At 70.9% G+C, this 25,242-nt stretch carries 17 protein-coding genes; 8 read left to right on the top strand and 9 right to left on the bottom strand.

Annotation, left to right across the window (positions count from 1 at the left end):
- Positions 1-3: 3 nt before the first annotated feature.
- The 8 genes from AB0M63_RS35245 to AB0M63_RS35210 form a co-directional block, all read right to left on the bottom strand.
- Positions 4-1,278: a hypothetical protein gene (locus AB0M63_RS35245; protein WP_366022184.1), complete on the bottom strand. Its 1,275-nt coding sequence runs from the start codon at positions 1,276-1,278 to the stop codon at positions 4-6.
- Positions 1,275-3,497, bottom strand: coding sequence for a CDP-glycerol glycerophosphotransferase family protein (locus AB0M63_RS35240; protein WP_366022183.1), 2,223 nt, complete (start codon positions 3,495-3,497; stop codon positions 1,275-1,277). Before AB0M63_RS35240 ends, AB0M63_RS35245 begins: the two co-directional genes overlap by 4 nt.
- A gap of 7 nt (positions 3,498-3,504) precedes the next feature.
- Entirely contained in the window at positions 3,505-5,709 is a 2,205-nt protein-coding gene (locus AB0M63_RS35235) for a CDP-glycerol glycerophosphotransferase family protein (RefSeq protein WP_366022182.1), read from the bottom strand.
- Positions 5,710-5,867: 158 nt separating this feature from the next.
- The gene (locus AB0M63_RS35230) at positions 5,868-8,141 is read right to left on the bottom strand and encodes a bifunctional glycosyltransferase family 2 protein/CDP-glycerol:glycerophosphate glycerophosphotransferase (RefSeq protein WP_366022181.1); all 2,274 of its coding nucleotides are present in this window, start codon (positions 8,139-8,141) and stop codon (positions 5,868-5,870) included.
- Between the two features lie 155 nt (positions 8,142-8,296).
- Positions 8,297-9,205, bottom strand: a complete 909-nt coding sequence (locus tag AB0M63_RS35225) for a carbohydrate ABC transporter permease (protein WP_366022180.1) — start codon at positions 9,203-9,205, stop codon at positions 8,297-8,299.
- Positions 9,202-10,482 carry a sugar ABC transporter permease gene (locus AB0M63_RS35220; protein WP_366022210.1) on the bottom strand — a complete coding sequence of 427 codons (1,281 nt, stop codon included), beginning with the start codon at positions 10,480-10,482 and terminating at the stop codon, positions 9,202-9,204. The genes AB0M63_RS35225 and AB0M63_RS35220 overlap by 4 nt, the downstream gene beginning before the upstream one ends.
- 73 nt (positions 10,483-10,555) lie before the next feature.
- Positions 10,556-11,941, bottom strand: coding sequence for a carbohydrate ABC transporter substrate-binding protein (locus AB0M63_RS35215; RefSeq protein ID WP_355920345.1), 1,386 nt, complete (start codon positions 11,939-11,941; stop codon positions 10,556-10,558).
- Between the two features lie 149 nt (positions 11,942-12,090).
- Entirely contained in the window at positions 12,091-15,612 is a 3,522-nt protein-coding gene (locus AB0M63_RS35210; RefSeq protein ID WP_366022209.1) for an FtsK/SpoIIIE domain-containing protein, read from the bottom strand.
- A gap of 355 nt (positions 15,613-15,967) precedes the next feature.
- On the opposite strand from AB0M63_RS35210, the gene AB0M63_RS35205 reads away from it, so the two are divergent.
- The 4 genes from AB0M63_RS35205 to AB0M63_RS35190 all read left to right on the top strand — a co-directional run bounded on the left by AB0M63_RS35205 (position 15,968) and on the right by AB0M63_RS35190 (position 21,107).
- Positions 15,968-17,656 (top strand): serine/threonine-protein kinase, encoded by a 1,689-nt coding sequence (locus AB0M63_RS35205; protein ID WP_366022179.1) that lies wholly within the window; start codon positions 15,968-15,970, stop codon positions 17,654-17,656.
- A gap of 115 nt (positions 17,657-17,771) precedes the next feature.
- Positions 17,772-19,013 (top strand): serine/threonine-protein kinase, encoded by a 1,242-nt coding sequence (locus tag AB0M63_RS35200; RefSeq protein ID WP_355920339.1) that lies wholly within the window; start codon positions 17,772-17,774, stop codon positions 19,011-19,013.
- Positions 19,014-19,068: 55 nt separating this feature from the next.
- Positions 19,069-20,175, top strand: coding sequence for a peptide chain release factor 2 (gene prfB, locus AB0M63_RS35195; RefSeq protein WP_355920336.1), 1,107 nt, complete (start codon positions 19,069-19,071; stop codon positions 20,173-20,175).
- Between the two features lie 323 nt (positions 20,176-20,498).
- Positions 20,499-21,107: an LPXTG cell wall anchor domain-containing protein gene (locus AB0M63_RS35190; RefSeq protein WP_366022178.1), complete on the top strand. Its 609-nt coding sequence runs from the start codon at positions 20,499-20,501 to the stop codon at positions 21,105-21,107.
- A 94-nt stretch (positions 21,108-21,201) separates the two neighbouring features.
- Here the strand turns inward: AB0M63_RS35190 and AB0M63_RS35185 are convergent, their stop codons facing one another.
- Positions 21,202-21,393, bottom strand: coding sequence for a hypothetical protein (locus AB0M63_RS35185; RefSeq protein WP_043679302.1), 192 nt, complete (start codon positions 21,391-21,393; stop codon positions 21,202-21,204).
- Positions 21,394-21,651: 258 nt separating this feature from the next.
- Here AB0M63_RS35185 and ftsE point away from each other — a divergent pair, with 258 nt between their 5' ends.
- The 4 genes from ftsE to smpB all read left to right on the top strand — a co-directional run bounded on the left by ftsE (position 21,652) and on the right by smpB (position 25,174).
- Positions 21,652-22,341, top strand: coding sequence for a cell division ATP-binding protein FtsE (ftsE, locus tag AB0M63_RS35180; protein WP_019065989.1), 690 nt, complete (start codon positions 21,652-21,654; stop codon positions 22,339-22,341).
- A gap of 55 nt (positions 22,342-22,396) precedes the next feature.
- Entirely contained in the window at positions 22,397-23,314 is a 918-nt protein-coding gene (gene ftsX / locus AB0M63_RS35175) for a permease-like cell division protein FtsX (RefSeq protein ID WP_355920329.1), read from the top strand.
- 67 nt (positions 23,315-23,381) lie between these two features.
- On the top strand, positions 23,382-24,563 hold the full coding sequence (locus AB0M63_RS35170) for a S41 family peptidase (protein ID WP_366022177.1): 1,182 nt from the start codon (positions 23,382-23,384) through the stop codon (positions 24,561-24,563).
- Positions 24,564-24,643: 80 nt separating this feature from the next.
- Positions 24,644-25,174: an SsrA-binding protein SmpB gene (smpB, locus tag AB0M63_RS35165; RefSeq protein WP_355920440.1), complete on the top strand. Its 531-nt coding sequence runs from the start codon at positions 24,644-24,646 to the stop codon at positions 25,172-25,174.
- The last annotated feature ends 68 nt before the right edge of the window (positions 25,175-25,242 follow it).

Here is a 25,242-nt window from a genome sequence, read left to right as displayed (position 1 = left end):
ACCTCACCGCATCGAGTGAGCCTGCCCGTCGAGCTCCTGCCCTTGCGCCTGGACCGGCACCGGCACGACCGCCTTCGCGCGGACGACGGTCTCCAGGAGCAACGGCACCCCGACCGCCGGCAGCAGCCACACCAGCACGATCAACCGCCCGCCCCACACACTGATGTCGGGGTGGGCGGCCTGCGTGAGGATGCCGGTGAACGCGGCCCCGATCAGGAACACCCCGAACACCGGCCGCCGCAGCGCACCCCACGCACCGGCGCCCAACGCCGCCACGAGCACCGGCTGCCACAACTGCTGCCGCGTCCACTCCAGCCAGAAGTCCGCCTCCAGGTGCAGGAATTCGGGCCACAGCCGGGTGCGGTCGGGGTAGGCGTAGTGATCGGTGAGCAGGTCCTGGAGGCTGTCGGTCTGCGACGGGTAGTGCAGAAGACTCGCCAGCAACAGCGTTCCTACGGCGGCCGCCCCGCCGAGCGCGGCGACCGCCCACCACGCCCGCCGACGCCGTCTTACGGCGACCAGGGCGCCCGCACCGGCCAGGCACAGCCCGAGGAACAGGGCCTGCGAGTGCTTGACCGTGAAGAGCAGGAGCAAGGAGCCGCCGATCAGGGCGAGTCCGGCGCGTGTACGGCGTCCCTGTGACACCAGCGCGCAGCCCCACACCGCCGCCAGGGTCAGCGCCATCATCAGGCCCTCGGTCATGGGGCGCATCGCGGTCGTCCCGCACGGCAGGACGTAGTAGAGGGCCTGCCCGGTCAGCGCGAGCGGGACCGACACGGACAGGGTGCGCAAGATCAGGAACGCGAGGATGCCGCCCGCGACGGTGAGGACGACACTCGCCGACCACAGCCCCCAGACCGGGCCGAGCAGCGTGACGAACGGCACCAGGAACACCGGGTATCCGGGCCGCACTTCGAAGATCCGCATGAACCGCTCGGACATGAACGGCGTGATGAACCCGCCCTTGTTCCCGGCCCGTTGCTGCGCCTCCACCACCCGCCACTGGGCGGCCCGGCACTTCTTCGCGACCCGCGCCGCCGGGTCCTTGCCGTGGAAGTTCCGCACGTTCACGGACTGGTTGCGCCGCGCGGTCTCCCCCTTGCTCGCGCAGTAGTAGTCGATGGTGACGGTCGCCGCCTCGCGCTTGCTCTCACCGCGCAGACTCAGCGCGTACGACAGGTAGTTCTTGGTGTCGGGGGTGTCCCGCCCGGTGACGTTGGCGAGTTGGAGCACCGCGAACACGGCGGCCAGCACCAGCACCCACGTACGGGGCCTCATGAGGACGCCAACTGGTCGTGACCGGCGGCGGGGGAGGGGACCCGCGCGGCGGATCCGGGTTCCGGCCGCCAGTTGTCCTCGCCGAGCAACAATGTGCGTACGACCCTCTCGGCGGCCCTCCCGTCGTCGAACTCGCAGTAGCGCGACCGGAATCCGGCCCGCAGCCGCGCCGCGTCCTCGTCCCGCCAGGCGCCCGACGCGAACAGCCATGCCAACTCCCGGTAGGAACCCGACACATGACCCGGTGGCGCGGCGGTGACGTCGAAGTAGGTGCCCCTGCTGGCCTCGTACGCCTCTCGGTCGTCGGCGTGCAGAACGATCGGCCGGTCGAGGTTGGCGTAGTCGAACATCAGGGCCGAGTAGTCGGTGACCAGCGCGTCCGAGGCCAGCATGACGTCCTCCACGGACGGTTCGTCGGTCGCGTCGACCAGGACACCGCGCCGGTGCAGGTCCGCGAGGCCGAGGCCGCGCGCGGGACCGGTCGCGAGGGACGGGTGCAGGCGTACGACGAGGGTGTGCTCCGGGCCGAGGTCCTCGGCGAACCGGGCCAGGTCGAGACGGTCGACGTGTCCGCCCCGGATGTACTCGCGGCGGGTCGGCGCGTACAGCACGACCGTGTGCCCGGCGGGGATGCCCAGTCGCTCCCGAACTTCCGCCCCCGCTCCCGGTGTTGCTCCGACCAGGACGTCGTTGCGCGGGCTGCCCGTCCGCGCCGAGGTGAAGTGACAGGGATACGCCCGCTCCCACACCAGTTCCGAGTGCCGGTTGGCGACCAGGCTGTGGTCCCAGCGGTCGGCGCGGCGCAGCATCTGCGGGACGTCGACGCCGTACCGGGCGCCGGGCTTGTCCAGCAGGTCGGACGCCATGTACTTGAGCGGGGTGCCCTGGTGGGTGTGGATGTGGACGCTGCCGGGGCGCTTGGTGAGGGTGCCGGGCCAATTGACGTTGTTGACGAAGTACTTGGCGCGCGCGGTGAGTTGGTGGTACCGCGGGGTGTCGAGGAGGACGTGTTCGACGTCCGGTGGCAGCAGCGCGGCCTGTTCGGCGTCGCGGACCACCCACACGCCCCTCAGGTGCGGGGCGATCTCCTTCGCCTTGTGGTAGACGGCGGCCGGGTCGCCGAGGACCCCGAGATGCGAAAAGGCCGAGTAGACAACGAGGTTGGGATCCAGCGACCGGCGGGCGTGCAGCGCGGCCCAGCCGCCCTTGACCCGCCCCGCCGCCGACTTGCGTGCTTGCAGCGCCCGTCCTTCGAGCAGCCGACCGGCCCGGCCCGACTGCCGCTTGACGCGGTACAGCGTGTAACTGCCCTCCAGGGCACGGACTTCGGCGTCCACGGGCACGCCCGCGGGCTTGTGCTTGGCGAACAGTTCGGCCGTACGGCGGAAGAACTCGGCCTTGTCGGAGGGGGGCAGCCGGTCCGGCTTGCCGAGGATGTCGAGACAGTGCTCGCCCATCTTGCGGTGCAGGTAGGGCCGCCAACTCGCCAGCTCGGGGCGGGAGTCGACGAACGCGAAGACCCGCTCGTACTGGTCGTGGATGTCGAAGTGCTTGCGACTGGTGGTGGAGAGGATGTTGCCCTGCCGCCGCTGCCGGTAGTTGAGGCAGATCCGGTCCAGGGTGGCGATCCGCTCGGCGCTGAGCAGCACCGGGAACGTCCAGGGTGTGTCCTCGTAGTAGCCCGGGGGGAACTCGAAGGCGTGCTTCTGCACGAACTCGCGGCGGTACACCTTGTTCCACACGACCATCAACAGGTCCAGGATCTCCGGGTGTTCGGCGACCGTGAAGGTGTCGTCGACCTCGGTGAGGACGTGCGCCAGGACGTTGCGCCGGGTGCCGCCCCACCAGTAGGTGCGCGCGTAGTCGAAGACCAGGACGTCCGGGTCACCGGTCGCGTCGATCCGGTCGGCCATCGCGCGCAGGGCGCCCGGGGTGAGGGTGTCGTCGCTGTCGAGGAAGAACAGGAAGTCGCCGGTGGCCAGGGGCAGTCCGGCGTTGCGGGCGCGGCCGAGGCCCACGTTCTCCGGCAGGTGCAGCACGCTCACGCGCGGGTCGCGGGCCGCGTACTCGTCGAGGATCGCGCCGCAGCCGTCCGGCGAGCGGTCGTCAACGGCGATCACCTCGATGTCCCGGTAGGACTGCTCCAGGACCGAGTCGAGGCACTCGCGCAGAAAGCCCTGCACCTTGAAAACGGGGACGATGACGCTGAAGCGGGGCACTTCGGGTTCAGCTCCTTACGAGGGTGGCGGCGGGGGCCGGGACGCGCTCCGCGAGCGGGACCACGGGCGGGATCGCCTCCGGCGGCTCACCGAGGAACACCCGGCGTACGACCCGCTCGGCGGCCAGTCCGTCGTCGAACTCGCAGAAGCGGGACCGGAATTCGGCCCGCAGCGCGGTGGAAGCGGCTCCCGCGTACGAGCCGTCGCGGAACACCTGGGCCAGTTCCTCGGGCGTGCGGGCGACCGGGCCGGGCGGAGACTCCATGAGGTCGAAGTAGACGCCCCGCGTCTCCCGGTAGACGTCCCAGTCGTCGGCGTACACGACGATCGGCCGGTCGAGGTTGGCGTAGTCGAACATGATCGAGGAGTAGTCCGTGACCAGCGCGTCGGCTGCCAGGCACACGTCCTCGGAGGAGCGGTGCCCGGTCACGTCGATGATCCGGCCGCTGCTCCTCGCCCGTCCCTGGTCGTAGAAGTAGTGGGCGCGCAGCAGCACCACCACGTCATCGCCGGCCGCCGCGCAGAAGGCCTCCAGGTCGAGGCCGGTGTCGAAACCGGTTTGGTAGTCGCGGTGGGTGGGCGCGTACAGGACGGCCGTCTTGCCCTCCGGAACACCCAACTCCCGTCGGATGCGGGACACTTCGTCGGCGGTCGCCGTGTAGTAGACGTCGTTGCGCGGATAGCCGTACTCCAACGCCTCGTACTGGCCCGGGAAGGCGCGCTCCCACATCTGGGTGGAGTGCCGGTTCGAGGAGATGTTGTAGTCCCAACGGTCCACCCGGCCCAGCAACTTGGCGAAGCTGCCGGTCGCGGCGGCCACCACCGGGTACGTGGACTGGTCGACGCCCATCTTCTTCAGCGGGGTCCCGTGCTGGGTCTGGACGTGCACGCTCCCGGGCCGTTTGACGACGCCCTCCGCGAAGTTGGCGTTGTTCACCAGGTACTTGGCGCGAGCGAGCACCTCCCAGTACTTCCGGCTGCCGATGACGGCGTGCTCGACGCCCTTCGGTACGGCGTCCACCGCGTCCGGCTCGACCAGGAACACCGAGCGGATGTGCGGGGCGAGTTCGGCCGCCTTGGCGTGGATCGCGGCCGGGCTGCACGCGTAACCCCGGCCCCAATAGGCGCAGTAGACAGCCAGGTTGGGGTCGAGCGGACGGCGCAGGTCGCGGGCGTAGCGCAGCCGGGTGCGAAGCATCCGGGGACGGGGGACCCGCTCGGCGGCCTCCGAGGCCGACCGGTTGGCGCCGCGCAGGGCCCGGAACGCGGAGTACGCCCCCGACGCCAGCAGCCGGTGCTGCACTCCCAGACTCCCGCCCGGCGTGCGGAAACCGGCGGGCCGGTGCGCGCGGTACAGCCGACCGGCCCGGCGGAAGAAGGCGCGGTGACCGGAGGGGAGGCGCTCGGGCCGGGAAGCCGTCTTCAGTACGACCGCGAAGAGCTGCTCGAAGAGCGCGTGCAGGCGCTCTGGAGCCAGGTCGTGGGCCGCGCCGAGCACCAGGTCGACCTGGTCGAGGAGTTGGTGGTGGTGCGCGCCCGGCAGGTTGAGCCGGCTGCCCTGCCTGCGCAGCAGATGCCGTACGACCACCGAGCGCAGCACCGCGACCCGCTCGGCGGCGACGGTGACCAGGCCGCCCCAGCCGAGGTCCGTGAACGGGCCCTCGGGGAAATCGAGTTGGTGTTCGTTGAGGAAGGCGCGGCGGTAGGCCGCGCTCCACGCCGGGAGCTGAATGCCCGTCAACTGCGGTGCCTGTGCGGGGGAGAAGGCACCGGCCGGGGTCTTCGCCAGCAGCGGAGCGGCCGGGTTGGTGGGCTCGCCCTCCCACCACGGGGTCCGCTCGTGCTCGAAGTACAGGACGTCGACGTCGACTTCGGTGTCGCCCGTCTCCGCCAGCCGGGCGTCCAGCGCGGCCAGTGCACCTGGGGCGAGCGTGTCGTCGCCGTCCAGGAACAGGACGTAGCTGCCGGTCGCCGCCCGCAGGCCGGTGTTGCGGGCGCCGCTCAGACCGGCGGACGGTGGTGAGTGCACCGGGGCCACCCGGGAGTCCCGCCCGGCGTGACCGGCGGCGACGTCGGCGGCCGGGGAGCCGGGGGCGTCACAGACCGGGATCAGCTCGAAGTCGCCGTAGGACTGCGCGAGGACCGAGTCCAGGGCCTGGGACAGCCGGCCGGCCACTCCGTGGGACGGGACGATGATGCTGAAGCGGGGCATTCTGCTCTTTCTCCAGTGGTCCGGATCAACTCCGGTTCAGATCCGGTTCAGTGCGCGCGACGGCCGGGCCGCCCGTGCGGACGCCAGGTGGACGGCCGGGTCGGTGTCGGCCGGGAGGGGCTTGAGGGCATGCGAACTCCCCGGTGTGGGAACGGCGTTCAGAGGCGGTCGGTGATCGGCAGGGATGTCGTGGGCTGCGGCACGGTGGCGAGCGGGGAGCGGGTGAGGCTCGCGGCGGCCGAGGGGACTGGGTGCCGGTCGGCGAGCGGGACGACCGGCGGGAGGTCCGTTTCGCCCAACACCACATGGCGTACGACCCGTTCGGCGGCGCGACCGTCGTCGTAGGGGCAGAAGCGCTCGCGGAACGCGGCGCGGAGCTGTGCCGAGCGGGAGCCGCGCCAGTGGTCGGTGGCGAAGATGTCGATCAGTTCGTCCTCGCTGCGCGCGACCGCGCCCGGCGGGAAGGCCCGCAGGTCGAAGTAGGTGCCGCGAGCCGCCTCATAGGCCTCCCAGTCGTCGGCGTGGATGACGATCGGCCGGTCGAGGTTGGCGTAGTCGAACATCAGGGACGAGTAGTCGGTGACCAGGGCGTCCGAGGCCAGGCAGAGCGATTCGACGCTCGGGTGGTCGGTGACGTCGATGATCCGGCCGGAGGCGAGGATTTTCTCGACCGGACCCAGCGGGCCCCCGTGCCAGTAGTGGGCGCGGGCCAGTACGACGAAGCGCGGGCCGAGTCGGCGCAGCACGCGGTCGAGGTCGAGGTGGGCGCGCTGGGTGCGGCGGTAGTCGCGGTGGGTCGGGGCGTAGAGGAGGGCGATCGTGTCGGGCGGAATGCCGAGGGACTCGCGCAGCCGGGCGACATCGGCCGAAGTCGCCTGCTGGAACACGTCGTTGCGGGGATAGCCGTAGGCGAGCGTGGTGTAGCTGCCGGGGTAGACGCGCTCCCAGGTCAGGGTGGTGTGGCGGTTGGGGGACAGGACGTGGTCCCACTTGTCGACGCCCTTGAGGAGTTCGCCGAAGTCCATGTCCCGTGCGGCTGCCGGGCGTTCCTGGAGGTCGAGGCCCATGTGCTTGAGCGGGGTGCCGTGTTGGGTCTGGATCAGGGTCTGACCGGGGCGCTTGACCAGCCTGCGGTCGAAGTTGACGTTGTTGACGAGGTACTTGGAGCGGGCCAGCGCCGTCCAGTAGGCGGCGGTGTTCGGGCGCAGCCGGCGGGTGGCGGCCGGGATCGTGTGGTGGTGCTCGGGGCGGGCGATCCACGCGGTGCGGATGTGCGGGGCGTGGGTGCGGAACGCGGTCTCCAGCGCGCCCGGGTTGCAGCTGTGGCCGCGCCCCCAGTAGGCGGCGAACACCGCGCGATCCCGTAGTGGGAGCCGGAGTTGGACCCGGTAGTGCAGTTGGAGGACGGCCGCCCTGAGCGTGCGCAGCAGCTTGGTGGTGAGCTTGACCGCCCTGCGCCGCCAGCTCATCGCCCGCTGCACGGCCCGGAACGTGCGGTGCACGCCGAAGTGCACGAACGTGTGCCGCAGCCGGGTGCGCAGCGGGACCGCGGTGCCGGGAATGCGGTAACGCCGGTAGTGGGCGCGGGCCTTGCGCAGGAACTCGGCGCGGGTGCCGCGCGGCAGCCGGTCCGGCTTGGTGAACACCGTCGCCAGATGGTCGACCATGCGGCGGAACAACACCGGCCGCCACTGGGCGAGTTCGGGACGCGCGTCGACGAACGCGAAGACCCGGTCGTACTGGTCGAACACGTCGAAGTGCCGACGGCTGGTGGTGCCGAGGATGTTGCCCTGGCGTCGCTGGCGGTAGTGGACGCAGACCCGGTCGAGGGTCGCGATCGTCTCCGCCGCCATCAGCACCGGGTAGGTCCACGGGGTGTCCTCGTAGTAGCCGGGCGGGAAGGCGAAGCCCTCGCGCTCGACGAACTCCCGCCGGTACGCCTTGTTCCAGGCCACCATGATGACCCGGAGCAGCCCGGGGCGGTCCTCCAGCCGGAAGGGGGCCGGGCCCTGTTCGGTCAACTGGGCGGCCACCTTGTTGCGTTGGACCTCCCCCGACCAGTAGGTGCGGGCGTAGTCGAAGACCAGGACGTCCGGTTCGCCGGTCTCCTTGACGCGGTCGGCGATCGAGCGCAGCGCGTCGGGCGTGAGCGTGTCGTCGCTGTCGAGGAAGATCAGGTAGTCGCCGGTCGCCTGTTCCAGCCCGGCGTTGCGGGCGCGCCCGAGGCCCTGGTTCTCGGGGAGGTGGACGGCCCGTACGCGGGCGTCGCGGGCCGCGAACTCGTCGATGATCGCGCCGCAGGCGTCCGGCGAGCAGTCGTCGACCGCGATCAGCTCCAGATCGGGATACGACTGGGAGAGCACCGATTCCAGGCATTCGTGCAGATACGCCTGGACCATGTACGCGGGGACAATGACACTGAACCTGGGCAAGGGACATCCATGGGTCGGTCGGCGCGGGCGTTCTGCCCGGGAACGGCCGATGGAGTGACTTGGTTACGGCGCGTACGGCATACGGGGGACGCACGGTGAACAGAGAGGGGCGGGCCGATGACGGGCCCACCCCTCGAACTGCGTGCGGTTTATGACTATTTGACCGCGCCCGCCATCACTCCGGACACGAACTGCCGCTGGAACGCGAAGAACACGGCCAGCGGGATCACCATGGAGATGAACGCACCGGGTGCCAGCACGTCGATGTTGTTGCCGAACTGGCGTACCTGGGTCTGCAGTGCGACCGTGATCGGCTGGGTGCTCGACTTGGTGAACACCAGCGCGACCAGCATGTCGTTCCACACCCACAGGAACTGGAAGATGCCCAGGCTCGCGATCGCGGGCCCGCCGAGCGGCATCACGACGCGGGCGAACAGGCGCAGTTCACCGGCTCCGTCCAGGCGGGCCGCCTCCAGGAGTTCGCGGGGGATCTCCGCGAAGAAGTTCCGCAGCAGGAACACCGCGAACGGCAGCCCGTAGCCGACATGGAACAGGATCACCCCGAAGATGGTCCCGAACAGGCCGATCTTTCCGAAGAGTTCGGCGATCGGGATCAGCGCGACCTGCACCGGCACGACCAACAGGCTGACCACGCCCAGGAACCACCAGTCGCGGCCCGGGAACTCCATCCACGCGAACGCGTAGCCCGCGAGCGCGCCGATCACCACGACCAGGACCGTCGCCGGGACCGTGATCAGGACGGTGTTCCACAGCGAGTTGGTGATGTCGCTGTTCTCCAGAAGCGTCTTGTAGCTGTGGAAGGTGAGTTGAGAGGGCTGGCTGAAGACCTTCCACCAGCCGCTCGCGTTCATGTCCTCCGGCGAGCGCAGCGAGGACAGCAGCAGTCCGATCGTCGGCACCAGCCAGAACAGGCCGACGACGATCAGGAACACCCGGACCAGCCCGCCGCTCACCGCCCCCGCGAGCCGCCCGCCGAGCGACTCCCGCGCCTTGACGACCTCAACCGGCCCTGTCTGACCGAGACTTCCGGCATGGGTCGTCATCGCCGTACCTCCCGCCGCAGCCGCCGCACATTGAAGAGCATCACCGGAATCACCAGCAGCAGCAGGAACACCGAGATCGCGCTGGCGATACCGGGCTGGTCCTCCGAGAAGCCCTTCCGGTACAGCTCCAGGGCCAGCACGTTGGCGTCGTCCTGCGAGGAGCCGGGGGCGATGATGAAGACCAGGTCGAAGATCTTCAGCACATTGATCATCAGCGTGACGACGACGACCGCGAGCACCGGCGCCAGCAGCGGCACCGTGACTCTGCGGAACACCTGCCACTCGTTGGCGCCGTCGACCCGTGCCGCCTCCAGCAGTTCACGCGGTACCCCCGCGAGCCCGGCCGCGATCAGGACCATCGCGAACCCGGCCCACATCCACACGTACGAGCCGATGATGGCGGGCGTGACCAGCGACGGGCCCAGCCACTCCACACCGTTGTACGGCTGCTTGAAGTTGCCTGCGGGAAGCCGGAGTTGGGCCCCGTCGGCCTTGGCGGGCAGCGTGAAGGTGCCGTCGCCGGAGGCCTTGGTCGAGGCGACCACCTTGCCGCCCTTTACCGCCTCGATCCGCATCCCGCCGTAGCCCAGTTCGGACGGGTCGACCGCGCCGAGCTTTCCGACGCCCTTGCCGCGGGTGAAGTCCTGCCAGGTGGTGCCGGTGATCTTTCCGGGTTCCGCCTTCGCCGCCGCGGCCTTCTTCGCGCTGTCGGGCATCTGGTCGGGGGCGACCCCGACCAGCGGGAGCGTGACGGTCTGGCCGGTGTGCACCGTCGTACTGGTGATGAAGCCGCCGTGGTCGGCCTTGAGCGGCGACTCGCGGCCCGGGTGGGCGTTGGGGAACGCCGACGACGAGGCGAAAGTGTCGTGGATGCCGACCCAGACCGCGTTGGCGACCCCCTTGTGCGGGTCCTGGTCGTAGACGAGGCGGAAGATGATGCCGGCGGCCAGCATGGAGATCGCCATCGGCATGAAGACGACCAGCTTGAACGCCGTTCCCCAGCGCACCCGTTCTGTCAGCACCGCGAAGATCAGACCGAGGGCGGTGGCGACCGTCGGCGCGAACACCACCCAGATGACGTTGTTCTTCAGGGCGGTGCGGATGCCGTCGTCGGTGAACAGGGCCTTGTAGTTGTCGAATCCGGCGAAGCCGTCGCCGGCCTGGTTGCCGAAGCTGCGGACCAGCGAGTACCCGATCGGGTAGACCACGAGCGCGCCGAGCAGCACCAGGGCGGGCAGCAGGAACAGCACTGCCACGGTCCTGCGGGTGCCGGTCACGCTCTTGCGCGGGCGCGGGCGATGGGGGCCGGAGGCCCCGGGGGCCTCCGCCGCTGCCGATGCCATGCCGGGCTCAGCTCCCGCTCGCGTACGCCGCCGCCGCGTCCTTCTCCAACTGCGCCTGCGTGCCCGCGATGTCCGTCGGGTTCTTCAGGAAGTCCTGGAGGTCCTTCCACTCACCCTTGCCGGGGGTGCCGCCGAACGCCTGCGGGGCCTGGTCCGACATGTCGAAGCGGAAGTCGTCGCCCGAGGCGATCAGGGACTTGGCGATCTTCTGCTGCACCGCGTTCGGATACGCCGAGTCCGGCACGTTCTTGTTCGGGGACAGATAACCGCCGAGCTTCGCCTGGATCGTCGCCGCGTCCGGCGAGGCCAGGAACGTGGCCAGCGCCTGGGACGCCTTGGAGTCCTTCAGGATGACGGCCGCGTCGCCGCCGGAGACCACGGGCGCGCTGGAGCCCACCGCCGGGAACGGGAACACCTTCGCGTCGGTGCCCACCTTCGCCTTGGTCTCACCGATGTTGACCTGCACGAAGTCGCCCTCGTAGACCATGGCGGCCTTCGGCTGGTCCCCGCCCGTGAACGTCTGCGTCACGGACGCGGGGAACTCCGTCTGCAGCGCGCCGTTCTGACCGCCCGCGACATACGCCTTCTTGCCCCAGATCTGGGCGAGCGTGGTGAGGGCCTCCTTCACGGAGGGATCCGTCCACTTGATCTTGTGCTGGGCGAGCTGGTCGTACTTCTCCGGGCCCGCCTGCGACAGATACACGTTCTCGAACCAGTCGGTGAGCGGCCAGCCGTCCGCGCCCGCGACCGAGAACGGGGTGACCCCGGAGTCGTAGACCGTCTGCGCGGTGGACAGCAACTCCTGCCAGGTCTTGGGCTCCTTGGCGCCCGCGTTCTCGAAGACCTTGGCGTTGTACCAGATCAGCGACTTGTTGGCGGCCTTGTAGTACACGCCGTACTGCTTGCCGCCGACCTTGCCGATGTCCTGCCAGCCCTGCGAGTAGTTCTTCTGCAGTTCCTTGATCGCGTCGGCGCCGAGGGGCTTGGCCCACTTCTTGTCGACGGCCTGCTTGATGGCGCCGGGCTGCGGCAGCATCGCGATGTCCGGGGGCTGGCCGCCCGCGACCTTCGAGCCGAGGAAGTTGATGATCGGGTCCTGGGCGGGCACGAAGGTGACCTTGGCGCCCGTCCGCTTCTCGAACTCCGCCAGGACCGCCTTGAAGTTCTTCTGCTCGGCACCCGTCCACACGGCGGCCACTTCGAGGCTCGCGCCGTTCAGCTTGGGGAGGGTGACCGTGCCGGCGGTCTGGGAGGGACTGCTGGATGTGCTGTCGTCGCTCTTGTTGTCGCTGCCTCCGCAGGCGGTGAGCGAGAGCGTCAGCGCTCCCGCGGCGACAACCGCCGCTGTGCGTACGGTGGTGCGTGTCCGGTGTGTGCTGCTCGTGCTGCGCATCACTGCCCCGTTCTTCGTTCCTCGTCGAACGCTCGAACGCTTCCGTGCGCACTGGTCTACGCCCGGTACTTGAAGGCGGCAAGATGGCGTCCGCTGTCAAGACCGCGATCGTGATTGGGTCGTGACGTGGGGTTGCACGGGGAGCCGATTCACAGAAGCGACGGGACCTCCGCCGCCGACACCGAACGCGTGGCCCTCTCCAGGGCGCTGGCGAGGAGGGCCAGGTCCGTCGGTCCGTTGCCCAGTTCGCGGACCGGGCGGCGGGCCGGGGGGTCGCCCATGCGCTGCCACTCCAGCGGGACGACCGTGGGGCGCAGCGTCGCCGTACGCGGGATACGGCCCGTGACGCGACCGCCCTGGAAGGGGGTGGTCCGGCCGTCCGGGACGGTCAAGTGGCCGCGCCCCGGGGCCGGTTCGTCCGGACCCTGGGTCACCGGGTCGAGGGTGACGCGGAGCGTGGCGTGCCGGGCGGGTTCCGCTTCGGCGGTACGGGCCTCGACGGCGGCCGCCGCCACCAGGTGCACGCCGAGCCGCTCGCCCTCGCGGGCCACCGCCTCCAGCGCGCGTATCACCGAACCCGCGGCAGGGCGGCCCGGGGAGCCGAGCGGGGGTTTCACCAGTGCGTCCAGGTCGTCGACCACCACGACCAGCCGGGGCAACGGCGGTGCCGCCTCGGTCTGTTGACGAGCCGCCGCCGAGGGGCGCAGCCGGATCGTCGAACTGGGCGGGCTCTCCAGATCCCCGGCGCCGGACGCGCCGCGCTGGGCGATGATCCGGCCCGACACCTCGTGCCGCGAGTGCCACTCGGCGAAGCCGACCCGGCCCAGCAACTCGGCCCGCCGCTTCAGCTCCGCGCTCAGGGACTGCGCGAACTCCCGCATGCGCACAGGGTCGTTGGCGGTGAGATGGGTGGTGACATGCGGAACGTCCGTGCAGACCCGCAGGCCCTCGCCATGGCCGCCGCTCGCGCCGACACTGTCCCGGCCGTCGATCAGCACGATGCCGAGCCGGTCGGGGCGCTCGGCGGCGGCGAGCGAGGCGACCACCGCCCGCAGCAGCTCCGTACGGCCGCTGCCCGGCGGCCCTTCGATCAGCAGATGGGGTCCCTCGGTGGCGAGGTCCGCGTGGACCGGCCCGCGCGGTCCGGCTCCGAGCACCGCCCAGGCCCGCCCGCCGAGCGCCTCCTTGTCGTCGCCCGCGTCCGCCCAGCGCGCCAGCAGGGACGCCGGGGTGGCCCGGGCAAGGCCCAACTCGTCGAGTAGGCGCGCGGATTGGGGCAGTGGTGCCGACACGCGTGTGTGCCGCTCGCCGCCGGGACCGTCCGCCCGGAGTGGTGCCAGGGCCCGCGCGAACCGCTCGGCCCACGCGAGCGAGACGGCGTCCACCGCGGCGACGGTGCCATGGCCTACGGGACCTGGGCCCCCGGAGTCGCGGGCGACCCGCAGCAGCCGCAGCGCCGTGGCGACATCACCGCTGAGCAGGGCGACCGCGCCGCACTCCCGGAACGTCGGCGCCGCCGTGCACGCCGCCTCGTACGTCTCCGTCACCGGCGAGGCGGGCGAGGCCGGCTCCGTCTCGGCGAGGCACACGACATGGATACCGGCCCGGGGCCCGTCCTGCGCCAGCCGCGCCACCGCCTCGCGCACATCGGCCCCACCGGGATCACCGTCCACCACGAGCACGGTGTACGGCCCCACGAAACCGTCCGCCGGACCGTCACCGTCGTCGGCGCGGGCCCACGAAGGGCGGTGGGCGGAGCCGCGGACCGCATCGGCGGGCTCGGTGTCGGACGGGCGCTGCCGGGCGGCACCCGACGGGTCGGGGGTGCCGGACCGGTGGTGGTGGGCGTCGTCGCTGGTGCTGTACCTGGTGGCCGCACCTGACACGCCGTGCCGGTGTCGGTCCTCGCCCGCGTGCGGTGCGGAGTCGGTCCCCGACCGGCCGTCCGCCGAGCCGTGTTGTGCGGGGACGGGCGAGGGGGTCCCCGACTGCCCTTCCATGGAACCGCGTTGTGCGCCGATGCCCGGTGTGCGACGGCCGGAGGCGAAGGCGGTGCCGGGGACGACGTTCGGCCGGCCCGCGCCGCGCGTGTCCATGGCGTGGTCCTCCAGACGGCGGAGGAGCTCGTCGGTGCGGGCCGTGGCCTGTTCGCGGTCGTAGGCCAGGAGGAGACGGCAGTCCTGGCCGTGCCCGGGGCGCAGATGCGGCAGCCAGCCGAGCCAGGACCACTCGGCGGTGCGCTCGGCCACCGACCGCGCGCGGTCCGTGCTGATCAGCACGATCTCCAGGGCGTCCGGCGAGTGCAGGGCGGCGAGCTGGGCCACCACCGCGCGGGCCAGCCCCGAGAGCCGCGCGCGCGGACCGGCCAGGCCCAGTGCGCCGACCTCGCGGAGTCCGGAGGTCACCGGCACCGCGGGCAGCAGCGCCGAGCCGTCCGGGGTCGCCCGGTCCGCGGTGCCGAGCCGCACGGTGAGCGCCTCCGGGTGACCGGGGGCGCGCTCCCACAGGCGGGGCCCCGGGCCCAGGGCCGTCAGCAGCAGGGCCGCCGGGTCGGGCCAGGTGTCCGGTTGCTGGAGGACGACGGGCGGCGGCGACGCGCTCTCGTCGGTGCCCTCCTCGTCGTAGGCCTCGTAAGGGGCATCGGTGTCCTCGGCCGTCGGCTCGTCGCGGCCGCCCGTCAGACGGCGCGCCCACTTGCCGATCCCGCCGCGCCTGCGCACACCCGGCGGCACATCGGTGCCCCGGAGCGGTGTGCCCTTGCGTCCGCCGTGGTCGCCGGAGTCGTCGCCGGTGGGGAGGCGGGTGGTCGTCGTAGGAGCGGCGAACCGCTCTTCGGGGCTCAGGTCCCCGGGGGTTTCGCCGAAGACCCCGAAGCGGCCCGCGTGGGTGTCCCCGCCGTCCTGGACGACACGGTGCTCGATGCTCGGGGCGCTGCCCTGGCCGGGCACCACGAGCGGTTCGCCGCGTGAGGCCGCGGGGGTGCCGGGGGACACGCGCACGTGCCCCTCGCCGTCGGGGGCCGTCTCGGCGCGCGCTCCCGGGCCGCCGGACGGGGTCAGCCGCAGGGCCGACTCGCCGATGCGCAGCAGCGCGCCCGGGGCGAAGCGCACGGGGCGGGTGCCCACGCGCGTGCCCGCCAGTGTCGTGCCGTTCGTCGAGCCGAGGTCGGCGACCGAGACGCGGCCGCCGGGGTCGACCGTCACCGCGCAGTGCAGCCGGGAGACGTCCGGGTCGTCCAGCGGGACGTCGGCGTCGGCGGAGCGGCCGATGTGGATCTGGCCGCCATGGAGGAGGTGCACCCCGCCCGCGTCCGGACCGGCGATCACATGGAGCTGGGTCGGGGCGTCGTCCAGCTCGGGATGGGCCTCGGGCTCGGCGGGGGCGCCCAGGGACAGCACCGCGCCGTCCGTCAGCGGGGGCTCGCCGAGTGTGCAGCGCTGGGTGTCCAGGCGCTCCACGCCCGCGTACAGCACGATCGGGCCGCCGGGCTCTCGGCTCCGCTCGGGCTGTGCGGCGGCCGCGTCGGCGGAGACCGCCGAGGCCAGCGCCGAGGCCACCGCGGCCAGGGCTGTGCCGGCGGGCGCGGTGACCAGCACATCGCAGCTCGCGGAGCGGCCCCGCGGCTGCGCGGGCGGCCCCAGCGGGTCTACGACGGTCAGCCGGATCTGCATCGCCGTCAGCGGTCCCTTCTGCCCGGGCACGGATTTCTCCCCGCCCCCACACGAGCACATCGGCCAGTACTGCACGCATCCTCGCACCTGCCACTGACAACGCGCCCGGGGCCCGGCAGCAAGTGATCTTGATTGGTCAGCTCTGTCCCCAAAAGTGCCTGACCAGTGCCGCACCGGTGATCGAGTGAGACCGGTCATGTCCGGCTTCGGCAACCACAAGACCGGGGTAAGCGTCTTTCCTTCGAACATGTAAGGCGAGCATGCCGAACATGTACGCCGATGCTTACGTAGATAGCCCCAAGAGGGGCGGCACTACAGTGGACCGGAACACAGGCAAGCAGCAGGGAGCGCAGTCGTGCGGCCGGTAGGCAGCAAATACTTGCTTGAGGAGCCGATCGGACGCGGCGCCACGGGCACCGTGTGGCGGGCCCGCCAGCGCGAGACCGCTGGTGCCGAGGCGGCCGTCCAGGGCCAGCCCGGCGAGACCGTCGCGATCAAGGTCCTGAAGGAAGAGCTCGCGAACGATCCCGACATCGTGATGCGGTTCCTGCGCGAGCGGTCGGTGCTGCTGCGCCTGACCCACCCGAACATCGTCCGGGTCCGCGACCTGGTCGTCGAGGGCGATCTGCTGGCGCTCGTCATGGACCTCGTCGAGGGCCCCGACCTGCACCACTACCTGCGCGAGAACGGCCCCTTCAGCCCGGTCGGCGCCGCCCTGCTCACCGCCCAGGTCGCCGACGCGCTGGCCGCCAGCCACGCCGACGGCGTCGTGCACCGCGACCTGAAGCCGGCGAACGTCCTGCTCAAGCAGGGCGGCGGCCAGATGCACCCGCTGCTCACCGACTTCGGCATCGCCCGCCTCGCCGACTCCCCGGGGCTGACCCGCACCCAGGAGTTCGTCGGCACGCCCGCGTACATCGCCCCCGAGTCCGCCGAGGGCCGCCCGCAGACCTCCGCCGTGGACATCTACGGCGCCGGCATCCTGATGTACGAGCTGGTCACCGGCCACCCGCCGTTCTCCGGCGGCTCCGCCCTCGAAGTCCTCCACCAGCACCTGAGCGCCGAACCGCGCCGCCCCTCGACGGTCCCCGACCCCCTGTGGACGGTCATCGAGCGCTGCCTGCGCAAGAACCCGGAGGAACGGCCCAGCGCCGAGAACCTCGCCCGGGGCCTGCGCGTCGTCGCCGAGGGCGTCGGCGTGCACGCGAACTCCGCGCAGATCGCCGCCGCCGAGAGCGTCGGGATGCTCCTCGCCCCCGACCCCGCGCCCGCCGCCGTACCGGGCGTGCCCGGCGCGGCGGACCCGACGCAGGTCCTGTCGCACGGCGCGGGCGCGTACGACCCGAACGCGGCGACCAGCGTGCTTCCGCACACCGGCGGCCCCGCGGGTGCCGCCGACCCGACCACCGTGATGCCCCACCGCGGCGCGGCCGACCCGACCACGGTCATGCCGCAGAACCAGTACGGCCAGCAGGGACAACAGGGACAACAGAACCAGTCCGGCGGCGGCCCCGAGCAGCCGCACCCCTGGCAGAACCAGCTCCGCGCGGCCCGCGACCGCAACGAACAGACGCAGTACCAGCCCTACGTCGACCCGGGCGAGGACCCGCTGCGCCGCCGCCCCCAGCGCCAGGTCTCGCGCCCGCAGCAGCAACAGCAGCAGCCCCGCCAGGCCGCCCCGCAGCGCCCGCAGCAGCGGCCCTCGCAGCGCCCGCAACAGCAGCAGCAGGGCTACGGCCACCCGCAGCAGCACCAGCCGCAGCAGTACGCCCCGCCGCGGCAGCCCCAGCAGCGGCCGCAGGAGCCGGCGCGTGAGCCCCGCCAGTCGCGGCAGCGCAGCGCCAACCCGATGAAGATCCCCGGACTCGGCTGCCTGAAGGGCTGCCTGTTCACGATCGTCCTGCTCTTCGTCGCGGGCTGGCTGGTCTGGGAGTTGACCCCGTTGCAGGACTGGCTCCACACGACCAGGGGTTACTGGCAGCAGTTGACCCACATGTACGACACCGTGAGCGGGTGGATGGGGAAGCTGAGTAGCGGCAACTGAGCGGCGAGCTTGGTGATTTGTCGACACCCAGTGGGTGATTTCCGTCGCCGCGGTGAAGGTTGGCCCATCCGACGCGTAGTTTTAACGACAACACGCGCGTCTGGTAGGAGCAGTCTTGGCACGGAAGATCGGCAGCCGGTACACCGCCAACCAGATCCTGGGGCGGGGCAGCGCCGGCACGGTGTGGCTGGGTGAGGGTCCCGAGGGGCCCGTCGCCGTCAAGCTGCTGCGCGAGGACCTCGCGTCCGACCAGGAGCTGGTCGGACGCTTCGTCCAGGAGCGCACCGCCCTGCTCGGCCTGGAGCACCCGAACATCGTGTCCGTACGGGACATGGTCGTCGACGGCAACGACCTCGCCCTCGTCATGGACCTCGTCCGCGGCACCGACCTGCGCACCCGCCTGGACCGGGAACGCCGGCTCGCCCCCGAGGCGGCGGTGGCGATCGTCGCCGACATCGCGGACGGACTGGCCGCCGCCCACGCGGCCGGGGTGGTGCACCGGGACGTCAAGCCGGAGAACGTGCTCCTCGACATGCAGGGACCGCTCGGCCCCGGCGGCGCGCACCCCGCGCTGCTGACGGACTTCGGGGTCGCCAAACTCATCGACTCCCCGCGCCGCACCCGCGCCACGAAGATCATCGGCACCCCCGACTACCTCGCCCCCGAGATCGTCGAGGGCCTGCCCCCGCGCGCGGCCGTCGACATCTACGCCCTCGCGACCGTCCTGTACGAACTCCTCGCCGGCTTCACCCCCTTCGGCGGCGGCCACCCCGGCGCGGTGCTGCGCCGCCATGTGACCGAGACCGTCGTACCGCTGCCCGGGATCCCCGACGAGCTCTGGCAGCTCATGGTGCAGTGCCTGGCGAAGGCCCCGGCCTCCCGGCTGCGGGCCTCCGAACTCGGCGCCCGCCTGCGCGAACAGCTCCCCATACTGGCCGGGATGCCCCCGCTGGACGTGGACGAGCCCGACACCGAGGAAGAGCAGGCGGAACTGGAGGAGGACCCGGTGACCACCCCCGCGCGCGGGGAGCGGGTACGGCGCGGAGCCGTACCCCTGGTGCCGGGCGCCAAGCCCGCCGACTCCAACCGGGACACCCACACCTCGATGCGGGTCCCCGCACCGGACGAGCTGGCCGGCGGCCCGCGCGGGACGGCACGGGCACCCCGCCCGGCCGGCGCACCGCGCCCCGGCTCGGCCCGGCACCGCGCGACGACCCGGCGCAGGCGGCTGACGCTGGGGGCGGCGGCGGTGCTGCTGATCGCGGCGGTGGGCGTCGGCACCTGGGCGGCCACCTCGGGCGACGACTCCGGCGCGAACTCCCCGGACACGAACAACTCGGCACCGGCCTCGCCCTGACCTCGCTCCTCCACCACGCGCACACCCCGCTTGGCGGAGCCGTTACGCTGGGGGCGTGGCAGTCGTCGATGTATCCGAAGAGCTGAAGTCCCTCTCCTCGACCATGGAGTCGATCGAGGCCGTCCTGGACCTGGACAAGCTGAGGGCAGATGTCGTCGTCCTTGAGGAGCAGGCGGCAGCGCCCTCCCTGTGGGACGACCCGGAAGCGGCGCAGAAGGTCACCAGCAAGCTGAGCCACCTCCAGGCCGAGATCCGCAAGACCGAGGCCCTGCGCGGCCGGATCGACGACCTCTCGGTCCTCTTCGAGATGGCCGAGGAGGAGGACGACCCGGACACCCGCGCCGAGGCCGAGAACGAACTCACGGCCGTCAGGAAGGCGCTGGACGAGATGGAGGTCCGCACCCTCCTCTCCGGCGAGTACGACTCCCGCGAGGCCGTCGTCACCATCCGCGCCGAGGCCGGCGGCGTCGACGCCTCCGACTTCGCCGAGAAGCTCCAGCGCATGTACCTGCGCTGGGCCGAGCGCCACGGCTACAAGACGGAGCTGTACGAGACGTCGTACGCCGAAGAGGCCGGCATCAAGTCGACCACCTTCGCCGTGCACGTGCCGTACGCCTACGGCACGCTCTCCGTCGAGCAGGGCACCCACCGGCTGGTGCGGATCTCGCCCTTCGACAACCAGGGCCGCCGCCAGACCTCCTTCGCCGGTGTCGAGATCCTGCCGGTCGTCGAGCAGACCGACCACATCGAGATCGACGAGTCCGAGCTGCGCGTCGACGTGTACCGCTCCTCGGGTCCCGGCGGCCAGGGCGTCAACACCACCGACTCCGCGGTCCGCCTCACCCACCTCCCCACCGGCATCGTCGTCTCCTGCCAGAACGAGCGCTCGCAGATCCAGAACAAGGCCAGCGCGATGAACGTGCTCCAGGCCAAGCTGCTTGAGCGCCGCCGCCAGGAGGAGCAGGCCGCGATGGACGCCCTCAAGGGCGACGGCGGCAACTCCTGGGGCAACCAGATGCGTTCGTACGTCCTGCACCCGTACCAGATGGTCAAGGACCTGCGCACCGAGTACGAAGTGGGCAACCCCGAGGCCGTGTTCAACGGAGAGATCGACGGCTTCCTGGAGGCCGGAATTCGCTGGCGCAAGCAGCAGGAGAAGTAAGCCTGCGCGTGTCTCTGTCGACAAGGCAACTGCCGTCCACCGGGCGGCAGTTGCCTTTTGTGTTCCCCGCGTACACCGTGATGTCTGGGTTTTACATCACACTCACAGGTTCCAACCCGCAGTAAAGAACCCGTACTTGGACATTGCGCTCGCAACGCCCTTGACGTTGCTTTGAAAAATGGGAAGGGTGAAGCGTGGCATGCGTGTCTCTGGGGCGCATGTGAACCGGGGGAGTTGAGCTTTCGCCAGCTGCCGACCCCGTCGATCACGGCCCCGGACACCGATGCACCACTGACGACGAGCTACATGGGGGTAGCAACCTAATGACCAACAAGACGCGGATCCGTGTCGCGCGGATAGCGGCCGGTGCCGTGATCGCCGCCGGCGCCTCGATCGCCGCGGCCGGTGCCGCATCCGCCGCCGAGGCGGACAGCTGCGTGCTCGGGTTCATCTGTGCCCAGGACGGGTCGCCGTCTCCGACGCCGACGCCGACGCCGACGCCGACGCCGACGCCGACGGCGACTGTGCCCACCGGCATCCCGACAGGTGTTCCGACCTCGGTGCCGCCGACGTCGGTGCCGCCCACCCCGGGCGACCCGACCGAGCCCACCGGCAACCCCACCGAGCCCACGGACGGGCCGACCATGGCCAGCCCCACGGACACCAGTACCAGCGGCTCCGGCTCCACGGGCGGTAACAACACCAACCCCGACGGCGGCTCCTCCGCCCAGGAGGCGGGCACCTCCGCCCTCACCGACACCGGCTCCGACACGGCCGCCCAGGGCGCCCAGGGCAGCGGCGACCAGCTCGCCGAGACCGGTGCCGGTCAGACCGCGTTCCTGCTGATCGGTGCCGCGACGATGATCGCCGGCGGCATCGGCTTCCGCGTGCTCCCGCGCCTCGCGGGCGGCCGCGGCGGAGCGGCTGCCTGACGGTAGCCGCCCCCGTACGGAACGTACGCACGTCGTACGACGAAGGGCCCGGAGCGCTCGCTCCGGGCCCTTCGTGTGTGCTCCTGTCGGCCGCCTACGCGGTCTGGTGCGCCACCAGCGCCAGCGCCGCGATCAGCACCGCGAGCAGGGCGATCAGCGCCATGGGGTTGAGATTGCCCCAGGGGTTCTCCTGCTGCAGCCGCTCGCGGTTCGCGCGGCAGACGGGGCAGCGGCCCTCGTTCACGGGCGCCGCGCAGTTCGCGCACACCAACCGGTCGTACGTCATGCGCTCGCCCTCCTAGCACCGGCTTCCACTGACTCAACGCCTCGGTAGACGAGAACGTTCCCCGTTCCCCCTCCACTGTGCCAGGTTCCGCGGGATTCGGCGCGGCTCGCCTTATCCTGCCCCGACCCTGTGCGTTCCAGCCCTTCAAATCCGCGACAAAACGTGCAAGCCTCGCACAACCCCGGACGCCGACTGCGCGGGCACACCCGGGTCGCGTATGGTCACGCTCACCTACCCCCGGCTACCCGTGGTGCACCCGTGATCCGATTCGACAGTGTCTCCAAGGTCTACCCCAAGCAGACCCGCCCCGCTCTCAGGGACGTCTCCCTGGAAGTGGAGAAGGGCGAGTTCGTGTTCCTCGTGGGGTCCTCCGGCTCCGGAAAGTCCACCTTCCTGAGGCTGGTCCTCCGCGAGGAGCGGTGCAGTCAGGGCCAGGTGCACGTGCTGGGCAAGGACCTCGCCCGCATCTCCAACTGGAAGGTGCCGCAGATGCGCCGCCAGTTGGGGACCGTCTTCCAGGACTTCCGCCTGCTGCCCAACAAGACGGTCGCCGAGAACGTGGCCTTCGCGCAGGAGGTCATCGGCAAGTCCAAGGGCGAGATCCGCAAGTCGGTGCCCCAGGTGCTCGACCTCGTCGGGCTCGGCGGCAAGGAGGACCGCAGGCCCGGTGAACTCTCCGGTGGTGAGCAGCAGCGCGTGGCCATCGCGAGAGCCTTCGTGAACCGGCCCAAGCTCCTCATCGCGGACGAGCCCACCGGCAACCTCGACCCGCAGACCTCCGTCGGCATCATGAAGCTGCTCGACCGGATCAACCGGACGGGCACCACCGTGGTGATGGCGACGCACGACCAGAACATCGTGGACCAGATGCGCAAGCGCGTCATCGAGCTGGAGGGCGGCCGCCTCGTCCGTGACCAGGCGCGTGGCGTCTACGGCTACCAGCACTGACAGCCGATCGACCGCCGTCTGATGTCCGTCCACGGAAAGGCCTGAAGAAGCCGCCATGCGCGCCCAGTTCGTACTCTCCGAGATCGGTGTCGGTCTCCGCCGCAACCTGACGATGACCTTCGCGGTCGTCGTCTCCGTAGCCCTGTCCCTGGCCCTCTTCGGCGGCTCGCTCCTGATGAGCGACCAGGTCACCACGATGAAGGGCTACTGGTACGACAAGGTCAACGTCTCGATCTTCCTCTGCAACAAGAGCGACGCCGAGTCCGACCCCAACTGCGCCAAGGGCGCGGTCACCGACGACCAGAAGACACAGATCAAGTCCGACCTCGACAAGATGTCGGTCGTCCAGAAGGTCACGTACGAGTCGCAGGACGAGGCGTACAAGCACTACAAGGAGCAGTTCGGCGACTCCCCGCTGGCCAGTTCCCTCACGCCGGACCAGATGCAGGAGTCGTACCGCATCAAGCTCAAGGACCCGGAGAAGTACCAGGTCATCGCGACCGCCTTCGACGGCCGTGACGGCGTCCAGTCGGTGCAGGACCAGAAGGGCATCCTGGACAACCTCTTCGGGCTGCTGAACGGCATGAACTGGGCCGCCCGCGCGGTCATGGCGCTGATGCTGGTGGTCGCCCTGATGCTGATCGTCAACACCGTGCGCGTCTCGGCGTTCAGCCGTCGCCGTGAGACCGGCATCATGCGCCTGGTCGGCGCGTCCGGCTTCTACATCCAGGCGCCGTTCATCATGGAGGCCGCGGTCGCCGGACTGATCGGCGGCACCGTCGCCTGCGGATTCCTGGTCATCGCCCGGTACTTCATCATCGACCACGGCCTGGACCTGGCCCACAAGCTGAACCTGATCAACTTCATCGGCTGGGACGCCGTCCTCACCAAGCTCCCCCTCATCCTCGCGACGAGCCTCCTGATGCCGGCGCTGGCAGCGTTTTTCGCGCTGCGCAAGTACCTCAAGGTGTGACGCATGCCAAGAGGGCCGTACGGGCAACCGCCCGTGCGGCCCTTCGCGTTGTCCTAGACTCACCGCCATGTCAGGTCGTGACCTGTTCTGTCAGCCCCGCCGCATCCGCCGCGGGGCCGCCCTGACATTGGTGTTCGCGAGTGTGCTGGTGGCCGGTGCGGCGACCGGGTCGTTCGACGAACCCGACCGGGCCGAGCGGAAAGCGGCGGCCGGCGCGGCCCGTTCGGCGCCTGTCGCGCACGAGGACGTCGCGAAGGCCGCCGCCGAGGCCAAGGCCGACGGCAAGTCGCCCATGGAGGCCGCGGAGCGGGCCGTCAGCCGCAGCGGGGACCGATGGGGTGCCGTGTACTCCCAAGGGGAGTACGAGGAGTTCGAGGAGGCCCTCGACGGCCAGTACACCGGCGTCGGGCTCTGGGCCCGCCGGGAACGCGACGGCCGGATCGAGGTGACCAAGGTGCAGTCCGGGTCGCCCGCGGCCACCGCCGGGGTCCGTAAGGGCGACCGGCTGCGCAGCGTCGACGGCGAGAGCGTGGACGGACAGCCGGTCACTGAGGTCGTCTCCTTACTGCGCGGCGATGCCCAGGACGCCGCCGCCGGCACCGCCGTCACCCTCGGCCTGGAGCGCGGCACGCACGCGTGGAGCGAGACCGTACGCCGCGCCCGCCTCTCCACCGACTCCGTGACGGTCACCAGACCGGCCGACGGGGTCACCGTCATCAGGATCGCCGCGTTCACCAAGGGCGTCGGCGACATCGTCCGCACCGCCGTACGACAGGCTCCCGCCGACTCCGCCTTCATCCTCGACCTGCGCGGCAACTCCGGCGGCCTGGTCACCGAGGCCGTGACCACCGCCTCCGCCTTCCTCGACGGCGGCCTCGTCGCCACCTACGACGTCGACGGCCGGCAGCACGCCCTGCACGCCGACGCGGGCGGCGACACCACCAGACCCCTGGTCGCGCTCGTCGACGGCGGCACGATGAGCGCGGCCGAGATGCTCACCGGTGCCCTCCAGGACCGCGGCCGCGCGGTCGTCGTGGGCTCCAGGACCTTCGGCAAGGGCTCCGTCCAGATGCCGAGCCAACTGCCCGACGGCGCCGTCGCCGAACTCACCGTCGGCCACTACCGCACCCCCTCCGGCCACACCGTCGACGGCCGGGGCATCACCCCCGACCTCGATGTCACCGCACAGGGGCAGGCCGCCGTGGAACGGGCCGAGACGGTACTGAGCGGTCTCGGGGACGCGTCCTAGCCGTCCGTTCCGCTCTCGGTAATCGCCTTTCCCTCGGACCCCCTCGTAGTGCGAAAATGGGCAGCACTATGAGCAAGGGAATGTACGTACCCAAGGAGTCCCAGCCCAAGCAGGGCGGCGGGGCCGCGAAGGCCAAGGACGGCAAGCGCAAGATCGTCGCGCAGAACAAGAAGGCCCGGCACGACTACGCGATCGTCGACACCTACGAGGCCGGGCTCGTCCTGACCGGCACCGAGGTCAAGTCGCTGCGCCAGGGGCGCGCCTCGCTGACGGACGGCTTCGTCCAGATCGACGGGGGTGAGGCGTGGCTGCACAACGCCCACATCCCCGAGTACAGCCAGGGCACCTGGACGAACCACACGGTCCGCCGCAAGCGCAAGCTGCTGCTGCACCGCGAGGAGATCGACAAGCTGGGGTCCAAGGCGGAGGAGACGGGTCACACGATCGTGCCCCTCGCCCTGTACTTCAAGGACGGCCGGGCCAAGGCCGAGATCGCCCTCGCCCGAGGCAAGAAGGAGTACGACAAGCGCCAGACCCTGCGCGAGAAGCAGGACCGGCGGGAGTCGGACCGCGCGATCGCTGCGGCGAAGCGGCGCCAGCGGGGCCAGTAGCCGCGAGGAATACGGTGGCATCGACGTGCGTTGTTCACGTACGATGGACACCGCACCTCACAGCAGGT

This window comes from Streptomyces sp. NPDC051576 (assembly GCF_040681835.1).
In the GTDB taxonomy this organism is placed as follows: Bacteria; Actinomycetota; Actinomycetes; order Streptomycetales; family Streptomycetaceae; genus Streptomyces.
Note: the sequence above shows the minus strand (reverse complement) of the source record. Positions and strands in the feature narration are given on the sequence as shown.